The following is a 12,570-nucleotide window of genomic DNA, read 5'->3' as shown; positions in this document are numbered from 1 at the left end:
GACAATCCTAGAGGGCTGGTCAAGGAATACCTTCACGACACGTCACGAAGCCACCTTCCGGGTCCGACGATGGGGAGGTTCATCCGGCGCAGGCACGCCCACATCGTCAGCTGGTTCGCGGTGAGCACCGGCTTGCCGAGGGCGGCTTCCAGTGGCTCGATCAGGTCGTAGGTGGGGAGGTTGGTGCAGCTGACGAAGATCGCTTCGGCGTCGCCGTGGTCGGCGGCGAGGATGCGCTCGGCGATGGTCCGGTAGCTGACCTTCCAGATCCCGCCGCCCAGCCCGAGGTGGTCGCTGGCCACGGTCTCGACGCCCAGTTCGGCGAGGAAGTCGTGCAGGGCGCGGGTGAGGTCGGCGTCGTACGGCGTGAGCACCGAGACGCGGTGGAGGTCGAGCTGGGTCAGTACCTCGGCCAGTGCGCCCGAGGTGGTGACGGCGTCCGGCGCGCCGGCGTCGCAGATCGCCTTGGTCAGCGACCGCTCGTAGTCGACGCCGTTGACAAAGCTGCCCGACGTGCAGAGGTAGGCGACGACCTCGGGCTCGACGTGCAGCACGTCCCGGGTGGCGCTGGCCAGGTGATGGCTGTCGCTGACGAGGCGGGCCATCTCCATGCTGACCGGGACCGGCTCGTACGGCGTGCGGGCGAGGTGGAGGGACACCTCCATCGGTACCCAGCGCCAGAGCTCGCGCTCCAGCGCGAGGTCGAAGGGGGCGATCACCCCGATGCCGCGTTGCGCCAGCGGGCCCTCGAACGCCAGGAAGTCGAAATCCAAGGCTCAGCCTCCGGAATACGTCTGTACGTGACACGTCCGGTGCTCCGGGGGTCGTTCCTCGGATTGTTGACAATCATACGAGTGACTTTTACCGTGTCAACGTGATCGCCTCGGAAGACCGGGAAGCTCCCGTCCTGGCAGTGCTCTGTGGCGAGTCCCGCCCACCGGACATGCGTGCTGTCGAATCCGGGGCGGTCGTGCGTTACACGGACGCGGCAGGCCTGGCCGAAGCGTTGTCCGGAGCGGACGCGCTCTTCGTCTACGACTTCCTCTCCACGGCGGTGCCTGGTGCGTGGCACGCGGCCGACCGGCTGCGGTGGCTGCACATCGCCAGCGCGGGGGTCGACCCGGTGCTGTTCCCCGGACTGCGGGAGAGCGACGTGGTCCTGACCAACTCGCGCGGCGTCTTCGACGACGCCATCGCCGAGTACGTGCTGGGGGTGGTGCTCGCCTTCGCGAAGGACTTCGCGCGCTCGCACGACCTGCAGCGCGAAGGTCGCTGGCTGCACCGGGAGAGCGAGCGGATCGCCGGGCGTGAGGTGGTCGTCGTCGGCACCGGGCCGATCGGCCGGGCCATCGCGCGGCTGCTGCGCGCGGCCGGGATGCGGGTGAGCGGTGCCGGGCGCCGCGAGCGCATCGGTGACCCGGACTTCGGCGTCGTCCACGAGTCCGCGCGGCTTACGGAGTTCCTGCCGCACGCCGACTACGTCGTCGCCGTCGCGCCGCTGACCGAGCACACCAAGGGCATGTTCGACGCGCGCGCGTTCGCCGCGATGAAGCCGTCGGCGCGGTTCGTCAACGTCGGCCGCGGCGAGCTGGTGGTGACGTCCGACCTGGTCGCGGCGCTCGAGAACCGCACCATTGCCGGCGCCGCGCTCGACGTGTTCGACACCGAGCCGCTGCCTTCCGAAAGCCCGCTGTGGACGATGCCGGACGTGCTGGTCTCGCCGCACATGTCCGGGGATTTCGTCGGCTGGCGCACCACGCTGGTCGAGGTGTTCACCGAGAACTTCCGCCGTTGGCGCGCTGGGGAGCCGCTGCGCAATGTCGTCGACAAGACACTCGGCTACGTGCCGTCGGGGAACCAGGGAGCCGGATGAACGACAGGATGCTGACCGCCAGCGAACTCGTCGCCGCCTACGCGACCGGTGAGCTGTCACCGATCGAAGCGACGCAGAACGCGCTGCAGGCCATCGAAGCCCGCGACGGCGAGTGCAACGCCTATTGCCTCGTCGACGCCGACCGGGCGCTGGAGCAGGCCAAGGCGTCCGAGATCCGCTGGCGCGACGGCAATCCGATCGGCTGGCTCGACGGCGTGCCGTCCTCGATCAAGGACATGTTCCTCACCCAGGGCTGGCCGACCGTCCGGGGTTCGAAGAGCATCAGCCCGGACCAGCCGTGGGACGTCGACAGCCCCGTCGCCGCGCGGATGCGCGAGGCCGGCCTGGTGCTCCTGGGCAAGACGACCACCCCCGAGATCGCGTGGAAGGGCGTGACCGACAGCCCGCTGTGTGGCATCACGCGCAACCCGGCCGACCCGTCGAAGACCGCGGGCGGGTCGAGCGGCGGCAGCGCCGCGGCCGTCGCGGCCGGGATGGGCGAGCTGTCCGTCGGCACGGACGGCGGCGGCTCAGTGCGGATCCCGGCGTCGTTCTGCGGGATCGTCGGGCTCAAGCCGACCCACGGCCGGATCCCGCTGTATCCGGCGAGCCCGTTCGGCCCGCTCTCGCACGCCGGCCCGATGGCGCGGTCGGTCGACGACACCGCGCTGCTGCTGGACGTGCTGTCGATGCCGGACCACCGCGACCCGGCCGCGCTGGCACCGCCGGTGGCGTCGTTCCGCGAGGCGGTCCGGCGGGACGTGCGCGGCCTGATCGCGGCGTTCTCGCCGACGCTCGGCTACGTCGACGTCGACCCGGAGGTGGCCGCGATCGTCGTGGCGGCGGTCCGCGCGTTGGACGACGCGGGCCTGCACATCGAGGAGACCGACCCGGGGTTCGCCGACCCGAAGCCGGCGTTCGACATCCTGTGGTCCTCGGGTGCGGCGAAGCTGCTCGATACGTTCCCGCCGGGTTCCGAGGCGCGGACCGACCCCGGCCTGCGCAAGGTCTGGGAGCTGGGCCGGACGTGGACGGCGAGCGACTACCTCGACGCGACCGCCGAGCGGGCCGCGCTGGGCATCCTGATGGGCGAGTTCCACACCCGCTACGACGTGCTGATCACCCCGACCGTCCCGATCGCGGCGTTCGAGGCGGGGCAGGACGTGCCGCCGGGCAGCGGGCTGAGCGAGTGGCCGGAGTGGACGCCGTTCACGTACCCGTTCAACATGACCCAGCAGCCGGCGATCAGCGTGCCGGCCGGCCGCACGTCGGCGGGGCTGCCGGTCGGCCTGCAGATCGTCGGGCCCCGGCACTCGGACGACCTCGTGCTGGCCGTGGCGAAACTCCTGGAGGAAGTGCGGCCCTGGGCCGCCGCCTGACCACACTTGAGGGTGAAACCCGGTCCGCGGCGGGGAAAGCTGTGCCACTGTCGGCCGGGTGAACGCTCAAGGCTGGCGCTGCGAACGAGCCATCCCGACAGTCGACGTCACCGGGAAACCGACCCGTGTGGTGGTCGGCCTGATCGAGCAGGGTGACCGGCTGTCCGCGGCATTGAGGGTGGACGACGGCAAGGCGGCGCTGGTCCCGCTGGAAACGGGCGGCGAGCTGCTGAAGGCGCTGCGGGAGACGCTGGAGAGCTGGTGGCGCCTCGACGGCCACCGGGACCTCACGTCAGGCCCCCGCGTCGGCCGGTAGGTAACGCGTGGTCCGGTAGCGGCAACGCGCTTGCGGGAAAGAACCGGCCGGGCAGGGCCCACCCTGTCCCGGGGGTTGCCCCCAGCCCATTCTATCGGCGAGTCGCGTCAATCCTGGCTTTCCGACGGCTCGGCGCTGGAGTTGTCCACATTCGGGCACGACTGTGGACAACGCAGCGGTCGGCCGGGGCCGAGACCATGTCCGAGACCGAATCCGGGCTGTGGCCACACCTCAGACGAGGCCGAACTCGCCGAGCCGGCGCCGTCCGGCTTCGGTGATGCGCAGGGCCCTCCCACCTGGGCGGCGGCGTACCCAGCCGGCGCCCAGCAGCGCCGTCAGCAGTGCGGCTCCCAGTGCTCCCGCGAGGTGCACCTTCCGATGGGACCAGTCCAGGCACCCCCGCACGGCCGGTCCTGCGCCCGGCAGCCCGCCGATGCCCAGCGCCGCCAGCAGCGGGTGGTCGAAAGTGTGCAGCACGCCTGTCTCGCCCGGCGTCAGGTCGCCGACGACTCCGTCCTCGCGCAGCGCCACGGCGACGTCGATGCCCAGCTGGCCGGCCAGGTGGCCGTAGCACGCGCGGGCCCGCAGCAACGGTCCTGCGGGTGGGGTGGGCTGGAGCCGTTCCGGCAGCCGAGGTGGGGCGATTGCCGCCAAGGCCTCCACCAACTCGGCCACCTCCGGGCCGGCGAGCCGGTGGAGGCGTCGTCTACCTGCTTCGGCCACCTCGACGAGACCCGTCTCGCACAGGCGGCGCAGGTGGGACTCGCCGTGGACGGCGCGATCCCGGCGACCGCCGCCAAGGCCCGGGCGGTGTGTGCGTCGCCGTCCATCAGCTGCAGCAGCATGGCTGCGCGCGCCGGCTCGCCGATGGCCTGGGCGACCGACGCGATGTCCGGCTCGGCGGGCATCGCGTCAGCGTAGCCGCGGAACCTTTCGCTCCGGATCGAACATTTCCTGTGGCACCCTGCGGCCGTGATCGATCGTTATTTCGAGGACTACGTCCCGGGCGTCACCTACGACTGCGGCAGCGTCGCGGTGACCGAGGCCGAGATCGTCGAGTTCGCCCGGCGCTACGACCCGCAGGACTTCCACGCCGACCCGGCCGTGGCAGCGAATGGTCCGTTCGGCGGGCTGATCGCCAGCGGCTGGCACACGGCGAGCCTGATGATGCGGCTGTACGCGGACCACTACCTGTCCACTGTGTCCAGCCTGGGCAGCCCGGGCGTCGACGAACTGCGCTGGCCGCGTCCGGTGCGTCCGGGCGCCGTGCTACGGCTGCGGGCCATCGTCACCGAGGCGCGGCGCTCCCGTTCGAAACCCGACCGCGGGCTGGTGCGCACCCGCGTCGAACTCGTCGACGGCGGCGGCGAAATCGTGTTCAGCGCGAGCCTGCTGAACTTCATCCTGGTGCGCCCGGGCTGACCGGCGCGCGCCGGACCAGGGTTCGCACCTGGCGGCTGCACAGCACGAGCGCGGTCGCGCCGACGACGAGTGCCGCGCCTCCGAGCAGCGTCGCCTCGCGGCCGGCGTACTCCGCCAGCGGACCGGCGGTGATCTGGCCGAGCGGCATCGCGACGAACGAGCCGAGCATGTCGTAGGAATAGACGCGGGCGAGCTTGTCCGGCGGGATGTTTTCCTGCAGCGACACGTCCCACGCGACGGCGAACTGCTCGATCGTCACGCCCGAAAGGAACATCGCCGCCAGCAGCGGCAGCAGGTACGGCGTTTCGCCGAGGGCCAGCATCGGCAGCGCCTCGGCCATGACCAGCGCGACGCCGACCAGCAGCATCCGCCGGGGCTGCCAGTGCGCGGCGATGACGCCGCCGAGCAGGGAGCCGGCGGTCTGGACGGCCAGCGCGAGGCCCCAGCCGGTGCGGCCGAAGGTGTCGTCGGCGACCAGCGGGCCGATCACCAGCAGCGCACCCGCGATGACCGCGTTGACGATCATGAACTGCAGCACCACGAGCCACACCCAGGACCGTGAGCGGAACTCGCGCCAGCCTTCGGTGAGTTCGGCGAGTGGTCGGCGGCCGGGGAGCCGTTCGGTGCGCGGCAGCCGGATCCGGCTGTAGGCCAGCGCGGCGGCGAGGAACAGCACGGAGTTCCCGCCGAGTGCCCAGCCCGAGCCGGCGAAGGCGACGAGGACCCCGGCGAGCCCGGCGCCGGCGATGCGGCCGGCGTTCGACAGCAGCCGGACCAGCGCGTTCGCCTGGGCGAGCAGGGACCCCGGCACGGTCAACGGCGTCAGCGAAGCGGCGGCGGGCAGCGAGATCGCCGAGACGGCCCCGTTGACCAGGCTGAGCCCGACCAGCAGCGGGACGGACGCGAATCCCCAGAGGACACTCGCGGCGATGGCCGCCTGCGTGAGGGCGGCGGCGGTTTCGGTGCCCTGCAGGATGACCGACCGAGGCAGCCGGTCGGCCAGCATCCCGCCGAACAGGACGAGCAGCACGTTGGCGAGTGACCGCGCCCCGACGACGATGCCGAGGTCGACGGCCGACCCGGTGAGGTCGACCACGGCGAACGCGAGTGCGAACGGCGCGACGGCATTGGCGAAGTCGGCGAACGTCCGCCCGGTGACGAGGGCGCGGAAGCGAGCTTCCCGCAGCGGGGCGAGCAGGGGCGTGGTCACGGAAGCTCCTCCGGTCGGACGGGGCGATCGGGACGTGCTGGAGTGCGGAACGGCGGCGCGGTGAGCTCCGGTCGGACCGCGTGAGCGGGACGCGGGTACGGAACCGTCACACCTCACCTCCGTCAGCAGGTGCGGTGAGTTCGAACAGCGCCACACTGGCGCTGACCCGCACTGTCCCGGGCGTTCGAGGGGGCTGCGCCGCGTCGTGGAGCTCCACGCTCAGTGCCGTGGCCTGCTTCAGCAGCCGCGACCACACCTCCGGATCCACCCACAACTCGGCGTCCGTCAGCGACGCCGGACGGTCCGCGGCGCGTTGCCCGGCCCGACGGAGGAGCTCGTCCGCGATCGCCTTCGTCAGGAGCTGTTCTTCGGCCGGGTCGCGGCTGGTCAAGTGCTTGCCGGAGTCCGGCTTGTGGCGGTAGCGCTTCGCCCGGCCGCCGCGGATGCGGACCTCCTCCGTCACCTCCAGCAGGCCCGCGTCGTGCAGGCGGCGGACGTGATAGCTGACGTTCGCCTGGGTCTCGCCGAGTTCGCGCGCCGCCTCGGCCGCGCTCAGCGGGGTGCCCGTCAGCAGCGACAGGATCCGCAGGCGGAGCGGGTGGGCCAGGACCCGGAGGTGGTCGTGGGGCATGTCCCGAGTCTGACAGCACCGTCAAAGGGTTATTTGGGGGTTCCTTGGCTAAAGCTCGTAACAGGTGCCGTCCGCCGGCAATGCGGCACCGGCGGCCAGCACGGCCGAGTGCTCGGGGGATGCCGGATCCAGCACCGGGTTCGTGTTGTTAACGTGCGTGAACGCCCAGTGCCCCGCTCGCCCAGCGATCTGGGCCAGGCTCGCCGTGATCGGCAGGTGCCCCATCGCGAGCTGGTCCGGTCCGCCGACGCCGGCCATCTCGTCCGGCGCGTGGAACGTCCCGTCCAGCAGCACCAGGTCCGCGTCCGCGACGAAAGCGTCGAACCCGGCGGGCCAGCTGCGCAGGCACGGCGCGTATACCAGCACGCCGCCCGTCGTGCTGTCCTCGATCCGGTAGGCCACCACCCACGGGCCGTCCGCTGCACCAGCCGGGACGTACTTCGGTCGCTTGTCACTGACCGGCAGCACGTCGACGCGCAGCCTGGGGATGTTAACGGCCGATAACCAGGTCCAGCCGCCGTAGCCGTCGACGATGGTGCGGAAGGGGGACAGCGCGGACAGCACCGGCTCCGGTGCCCACACCGGGAGCCCGCCCGACTCGCGCAACATCAGCAGGCCCAGCGAGTGGTCGAGTTCCGCGTCGGTGAGCAGTACTCCGCGCAGCGGGATCTCGCGCGGGCCCGGCCCGGCGCGCAGCTCCGGTGTCCCGAGGATCTGGGCGCGGATGTCGGGTGAGCAGTTGAGCAGGTACCAGCCCGCGCCGTCCGCGCTGATCGCGACGCAGTCCTGCGAGCGCGGCGGCAGTCCGGAAACGCAGAGGCGGCACGCGCAGTTCCACTGCGGGCACCCGCCGCCCGCGGCGGTGCCGAGCAGGATCACCTTCACCGGCGCATGACCAGGTCGGCGGCCGGAGGACGGGCGAGCACCAGGTCCACGACGCCACGCTGCGGCGATCGCGAGCACACCGGGTCGGTCGCCGCGGCGTCGCCGGTGAGCAGGAACGCCTGGCAGCGGCAACCGCCGAAGTCGAGCCCGCGGCGGTCGCACGTGCTGCAAGGCTCGGACATCCACTCCTCGCCGCGGTAGGCGTTGAACGACGGGGAGCGGTACCAGATCTCGGCGAGCGGGGTGTCCCGCACGGACGAGAGGGAAAGCGTCGAGATCGCCGACGCCGCCGGGCACGGCAGGACGGTGCCGTCCGGCGCCACGGTCAGCTGCCGCGCACCCCAGCCGTACATGCACGGCTTCGGGTACGGCTCGTGGTAGTCGGCGACGACGTAGACGATCTCCATCGTGCCCCGCAATCGGGCAACGGCCGCGCGCACCACCGGCTCGGCCGCGGCGAGCTGCGCCGGAGTCGGCATCAGCGCGTCCCGGTTGCGCAGCGCCCAGCCGTAGTACTGCGTGTTCGCCAGTTCCAGCCGGTCGGCACCCATCCGCTCGGCCAGCTCGATGATCCCGGCGAGCTGGTCGTGGTTGCGCCGGTGCAGAACCACGTTCAGCGACAGCGGCAGCCCGGACGACTTCACCAGAGAAGCCGCGGCGAGCTTCCGGTCGAACGCCTTGGCGCCGGCCAGCAGATCGGACCGCTCCCGCGTCGCGCCCTGCGCCGACAGCTGGACGTGCGCGAGTCCGCGCTCGACGAGGTCGTCGAGCCGTGACGACGTCAGGCCGAGCCCCGACGTGACCAGGTTGACGTAGCAGCCGAGCCCGCTCGCGTGCCCGACCAGCTCGGGCAGGTCCGGCCGGAGCAGGGGTTCGCCGCCGGACATGTGCACCTGCAGCACGCCCAGCTCGCGGGCCTGGGACAGCACCGACAGCCAGTCGTCGGTGGACAGCTCGGCGTCTCGGGTGGTCAGTTCCACCGGGTTCGAGCAATAAGGACAGTGCAGCGGACAGCGGTGGGTCAGCTCGGCGAGCAGGCCGAGCGGCGGGCTCACGTCCATGCGACGACCCGCCGTTCGCCCAGCCGCGTCAGTACCGCGAGGACGTCCTGCTCGAGCACGCCGGAGTAGCGCCGGGAAAGCGCCGTCGTGATCTCGATGACGGACCGGGCGCCGTCGCAGAGCTCGAGCACCGCCGCCGCCGTCGGGTTCGGGACCAGGACGCCTTCGGGGAACAGCAGGACGTGCGTCTCCCGGACGTGGTCGAAGGACAATCGGACACCGCGCCGGAGCTGCGGGACCGAATCGGCGGTGATCACGCGGCCGCCCGTTCGACCGCGTCCAGCATCGACCACAGCACGTCGCACTTGAACGACAACGCGGCGATCGCGCGGTCCTGCTGCTCCCGCGTGACGCAGTGGTGGACGACGATGTCGAGGGTGTCCTTGCCTTCGCCGGAAACCTTGTCGATGCGGTTGGTGAAGTAGGCGAGGTCTTCGCGCGAGATCCAGGAATAGTGCGCGAGCATGTCCGCGACGCGCTGCTGCATCAGGTGCCCGGCGAACATTTCGGTCAGCCCCGAGGCGACGGCTTCCCACCACGGTTTCGTGCGCGCGAAAGTCACGTATGCGTCGACGGCGAACCGGACGCCGGGGACGACGTGCCGTTCGTCGAGAACCTCGTCCCGGTCCAGGCCGACCGCCGTGCAGAGCCGCAGCCAGCGTTCGATCCCGCCGGTGCCGGCGCTCGCGCCGTCGTGGTAGACGATCCGGTCGAGCCACTGGCGGCGGATCTCCGGCAATGGGCAGTTGCTGATGATCGCCGCGTCCTTCTGGGGCAGCACGCACTGGTAGTACCAGCGGTTCGCCGCCCAGAGCCGCAGCGCGCGCTCGTCGAGCTCGCCCGCGTGCAGCCGGCGGTGGAACGGGTGCGTTCCCCAGTACCGGCCGGAAAGTCCGCGCAGCTCGTCGATGAATGCGCTTTCCGGAAGTGGCTCGACCAGCATCCGTCAGTCCGCCATGCGGGCCGCGTAAGCGGTGACCTCCATGGGGGTTTCGTATTCGACGAAGTCCGGGGTCGTCCACTCCTCGAGCATGTCCTGCTCCTCTCTCCTGGGGTGACCATCGCCACCCTAGGAGCGTCCGGAGCGGACTGACCAGCGAGTTCGGAAAGATTCCTTCCGATGGGGGAGCCGGTGAGCGGGCTACCGCACCGCGGCTTCGAGTTCCACCAGGGCCGTGTCGAGGTGGGTCAGGATCCGCTGCAGGTGCGGGACGCTGCGGCGGCAGCCGGTGACGCCGAAGTCCAGGTTGTCGCCGTTGCTGGTCAGCGTGATGTTCACGGCCTGGCCGTCGAGCAGCACCGAAGCCGGGTAGATGCCGTCGAGCTGGGCGCCGTTCCAGTACATCTGCTTGCGCGGGCCGGGCACGTTCGAGATCACCAGGTTGAACGGCGGTCGCGTGTTCTTGACGACGCCGGGGATCGGCGAGACGCCGAGCTGTGCGACGTTAACGGCCGATAACAACAGCGTCTGCAACGGCGTCAGCTCCGAGAACAGCCGCTTGCCGTTGCGCATCGACTGGTGGATCGTGACGAGCCGCTTGCCCGCGTCCGGCAGGTCGGTGGCCAGGTTGCACAGCAGTGCGCCGATGTTGTTGCCCGCCGCCTCGCCGGGGTCGTTCTGGCGGCGCAGCGACACCGGCACCATCGCGATCAACGGCGCGTCCGGCAGCGCGCGCTGTTCGATGAGGTAGTCCCGCAGCGCACCCGAGCACATCGCGAGCACGACGTCGTTGCGCGACACCCCGGCCGCCGTGGCCACCTTCCGGACGCGGTCCAGTGACCACGACTGCGCCGCGAACCGCCGCGCGCCGCCGATCGGGACGTTGAGCATCGTCCTCGGCGCTTGGCCCGGCAGCGTTAACGTGTGTTCACCGAACGCCTCGCGCGCCACCTTCATCGCGGCCGGCGCCAGGCTCGCGAGCTGGTTGGCCGTCTTCCTCGCCGTCCCGAGCAGCGATCGCGGGCGCTTCTCGCGCTCACCACCGGGCTTGCGTCGGGTGCCCCACCACGGCGGGCAGTCCAGGTCCGCGGGATCGTCCGACAGCGTGCCCTGCAGCTGGCGCAACGCCGAGACGCCGTCCATCAGGGCGTGGTGGACCTTGGTGTAGACGGCGAACCGGCCGTCGTCCAGCCCCTCGACGAGGTGGGTCTCCCAGAGCGGCCGGTGCCGGTCGAGGAGGGTGCTGTGCCAGCGGCCGGTCAGTTCCAGCAGCTCGCGGATGCGGCCCGGCCGCGGCAGCGCCGAGTGCCGGAAGTGGTAGTCGAGTTCGAGGTCGGCGTCGGTGGACCAGGCGACGTGCCCCACCGTGTTCACCGGCCGGGCGGGGCGGCGCCGGAACACCGAGCGCATGTTGTCCGACTCCAGCAGCGAACCGCGGATGTCGCGCAGGTACTCCGGGCCGGCGCCGTCGGGTTTCTTGAACAGCTGCAGCCCGCCCACGTGCATCGGATGCTCGCGCGTTTCGACCAGGAGGAACATCGAGTCGGTCACGGGCATCATCGCCATGGGACATCACCTTCCGCGCTCGGCACGCCGACTCTACGCGCTCGGCGCCCGCGGGTGGATCACGTTCTACTCTGGCGAGTATGACCGTCGGCGGCGCCGGGGAAACGTCCGTGCCACAGATGGCCGAATGCGTCGTGATCGGCGGTGGCGTGATCGGCGTGAGCTGCGCTTTCCGGCTCGCCGAGGCCGGTGTCGACGTGCTGCTGCTCGAGCGCGGCGAGCTGGGCGGCGGCTCGACGGCCAAAGCCGCGGGCGGCATCCGGTCGTCGTTCACCACCCGTGTCAACGTCGAGCTGGGACTGCGCGGGCTCGCCGCGTACAGCGCTTTCTCCCGCGACTTCGGCGTCGAGATCGACTTCCGGCGCGACGGCTACCTGTACCTGCTCACCGACCCGGCGGACGTGTCCGCAATCGGACATTGCGCGGAGCTGCAGCGCGAGTACGGGGTCCGCAGCCACCTGCTTGATCCCGCGGAAGCGCAGGCTGTTCTCCCCCTGATAGAACGAGACGGGATCGTCGCGGCCCTCTGGTCGCCGGACGACGCGAAGGCGACGCCGGACGCCGTCGTCCAGGGCTACGCGAGAGCCGCCCGCGCGCACGGCGCGAAGCTGCGAACCAAGATCGAGGTCACCGGGATCGAGCGCGACGGCGACACGTTAGCCGGCGTTAACACGACGGCGGGGTTCGTCCGGACCGGCGCGGTGGTGTGCGCGGCCGGCGCGTGGTCGGGACGGATCGGCGAGCTGGCCGGGCTGGACCTGCCGGTGCGCCCGTTCCGGCGGCAGGTCGTGTTCACCGGGCCGGTGCCCGGGCTGCCGGAACACGTGCCGCTGACCATCGAGCTGCCCTCGGCGTTCTACTGCCACCGCGAGGGGCCCGGCCTGGCGATGTCGTTCAGCGAGGACGACGGCTTCCCGGGCTTCGGCACGCGGTACGAGCCGGGCGAGTGGCTGCCGCGGCTGGCGGAGCTGGCGGGCCGCCGGATCCCGGCCGTGCTCGACGCCGGCATCCGGACGGCCTGGGCCGGGCTGTACGAAATGACGCCGGACCGCAACCAGATCATCGGGGAAAGCGTCCTGTTGCCGCGGTTCTTCTACGCGACCGGCTTCTCGGGGCATGGCTTCCAGATGGGCCCGGCCGCCGGCGAGCTGATCCGGGACCTCTACCTGGGCCGGCAGCCGGCGGTGGACATCGCGGAACTCGACGTCCGCCGGTTCGCCGCGGGCACCACGAGCGCCGAGCACAACATCGTCTAGGGGCCGATTGCCAGATCGTTGAACGATCTGG

At 71.2% G+C, this 12,570-nt stretch carries 16 protein-coding genes; 6 read left to right on the top strand and 10 right to left on the bottom strand.

The genetic code is table 11. The features are described from left to right. Window positions 1-32: 32 nt before the first annotated feature. Window positions 33-773: an Asp/Glu/hydantoin racemase gene (locus AB0G28_RS14865; protein WP_361088323.1), complete on the bottom strand. Its 741-nt coding sequence runs from the start codon at window positions 771-773 to the stop codon at window positions 33-35. A gap of 101 nt (window positions 774-874) precedes the next feature. Here AB0G28_RS14865 and AB0G28_RS14860 point away from each other — a divergent pair, with 101 nt between their 5' ends. Genes AB0G28_RS14860 through AB0G28_RS14850 form a run of 3 tightly spaced genes read left to right on the top strand, consistent with a single transcriptional unit; the run spans window position 875 to window position 3,568 of the window. Beyond that, complete coding sequence (locus AB0G28_RS14860) at window positions 875-1,873, top strand: D-2-hydroxyacid dehydrogenase (RefSeq protein ID WP_361088320.1); 999 nt, start codon at window positions 875-877, stop codon at window positions 1,871-1,873. Continuing rightward, window positions 1,870-3,252 carry an amidase gene (locus AB0G28_RS14855; RefSeq protein WP_361088317.1) on the top strand — a complete coding sequence of 461 codons (1,383 nt, stop codon included), beginning with the start codon at window positions 1,870-1,872 and terminating at the stop codon, window positions 3,250-3,252. Before AB0G28_RS14860 ends, AB0G28_RS14855 begins: the two co-directional genes overlap by 4 nt. A 58-nt stretch (window positions 3,253-3,310) precedes the next feature. After that, window positions 3,311-3,568 carry a hypothetical protein gene (locus AB0G28_RS14850; RefSeq protein ID WP_361088314.1) on the top strand — a complete coding sequence of 86 codons (258 nt, stop codon included), beginning with the start codon at window positions 3,311-3,313 and terminating at the stop codon, window positions 3,566-3,568. 231 nt (window positions 3,569-3,799) lie between these two features. Here the strand turns inward: AB0G28_RS14850 and AB0G28_RS14845 are convergent, their stop codons facing one another. Then, entirely contained in the window at window positions 3,800-4,222 is a 423-nt protein-coding gene (locus tag AB0G28_RS14845) for a hypothetical protein (protein WP_361088311.1), read from the bottom strand. A 39-nt stretch (window positions 4,223-4,261) separates the two neighbouring features. On the opposite strand from AB0G28_RS14845, the gene AB0G28_RS14840 reads away from it, so the two are divergent. Together AB0G28_RS14840 and AB0G28_RS14835 are read left to right on the top strand one after the other, a co-directional pair. After that, window positions 4,262-4,489, top strand: a complete 228-nt coding sequence (locus AB0G28_RS14840) for a hypothetical protein (protein WP_361088308.1) — start codon at window positions 4,262-4,264, stop codon at window positions 4,487-4,489. 51 nt (window positions 4,490-4,540) lie between these two features. Then, on the top strand, window positions 4,541-4,990 hold the full coding sequence (locus AB0G28_RS14835) for a MaoC family dehydratase (protein WP_361088305.1): 450 nt from the start codon (window positions 4,541-4,543) through the stop codon (window positions 4,988-4,990). Here the strand turns inward: AB0G28_RS14835 and AB0G28_RS14830 are convergent. The 8 genes from AB0G28_RS14830 to AB0G28_RS14795 form a co-directional block, all read right to left on the bottom strand. Continuing rightward, a complete protein-coding gene (locus AB0G28_RS14830) occupies window positions 4,968-6,200 on the bottom strand; it encodes an MFS transporter (protein WP_361088301.1) in 1,233 nt (410 codons plus the stop codon). The genes AB0G28_RS14835 and AB0G28_RS14830 overlap by 23 nt on opposite strands. Before the next feature lie 106 nt (window positions 6,201-6,306). After that, the gene (locus AB0G28_RS14825; RefSeq protein ID WP_361088298.1) at window positions 6,307-6,831 is read right to left on the bottom strand and encodes a helix-turn-helix domain-containing protein; all 525 of its coding nucleotides are present in this window, start codon (window positions 6,829-6,831) and stop codon (window positions 6,307-6,309) included. Window positions 6,832-6,879: 48 nt separating this feature from the next. Then, window positions 6,880-7,716 carry a pyrroloquinoline quinone biosynthesis protein PqqB gene (pqqB, locus tag AB0G28_RS14820; protein ID WP_361088295.1) on the bottom strand — a complete coding sequence of 279 codons (837 nt, stop codon included), beginning with the start codon at window positions 7,714-7,716 and terminating at the stop codon, window positions 6,880-6,882. Beyond that, entirely contained in the window at window positions 7,713-8,777 is a 1,065-nt protein-coding gene (gene pqqE / locus AB0G28_RS14815) for a pyrroloquinoline quinone biosynthesis protein PqqE (RefSeq protein WP_361088292.1), read from the bottom strand. Before pqqE ends, pqqB begins: the two co-directional genes overlap by 4 nt. Then, the gene (pqqD, locus tag AB0G28_RS14810) at window positions 8,768-9,034 is read right to left on the bottom strand and encodes a pyrroloquinoline quinone biosynthesis peptide chaperone PqqD (protein WP_361088290.1); all 267 of its coding nucleotides are present in this window, start codon (window positions 9,032-9,034) and stop codon (window positions 8,768-8,770) included. Before pqqD ends, pqqE begins: the two co-directional genes overlap by 10 nt. Continuing rightward, window positions 9,031-9,720 carry a pyrroloquinoline-quinone synthase PqqC gene (pqqC, locus tag AB0G28_RS14805; RefSeq protein WP_361088287.1) on the bottom strand — a complete coding sequence of 230 codons (690 nt, stop codon included), beginning with the start codon at window positions 9,718-9,720 and terminating at the stop codon, window positions 9,031-9,033. Before pqqC ends, pqqD begins: the two co-directional genes overlap by 4 nt. 3 nt (window positions 9,721-9,723) lie before the next feature. Beyond that, window positions 9,724-9,810 (bottom strand): pyrroloquinoline quinone precursor peptide PqqA, encoded by an 87-nt coding sequence (gene pqqA, locus AB0G28_RS14800; RefSeq protein WP_043790872.1) that lies wholly within the window; start codon window positions 9,808-9,810, stop codon window positions 9,724-9,726. Window positions 9,811-9,918: 108 nt separating this feature from the next. After that, the gene (locus AB0G28_RS14795) at window positions 9,919-11,283 is read right to left on the bottom strand and encodes a wax ester/triacylglycerol synthase family O-acyltransferase (RefSeq protein ID WP_361088284.1); all 1,365 of its coding nucleotides are present in this window, start codon (window positions 11,281-11,283) and stop codon (window positions 9,919-9,921) included. An 80-nt stretch (window positions 11,284-11,363) separates the two neighbouring features. Here AB0G28_RS14795 and AB0G28_RS14790 point away from each other — a divergent pair, with 80 nt between their 5' ends. Further along, complete coding sequence (locus tag AB0G28_RS14790; RefSeq protein WP_361088281.1) at window positions 11,364-12,539, top strand: FAD-binding oxidoreductase; 1,176 nt, start codon at window positions 11,364-11,366, stop codon at window positions 12,537-12,539. Window positions 12,540-12,570 lie beyond the last annotated feature (31 nt).

The sequence above is a fragment of the Amycolatopsis sp. NPDC021455 genome (assembly GCF_040640995.1).
Taxonomy (GTDB): domain Bacteria; phylum Actinomycetota; class Actinomycetes; order Mycobacteriales; family Pseudonocardiaceae; genus Amycolatopsis.
The sequence above is the reverse complement of the archived record's forward strand: the minus strand, read 5'-3'. Positions and strand labels throughout refer to the sequence as shown.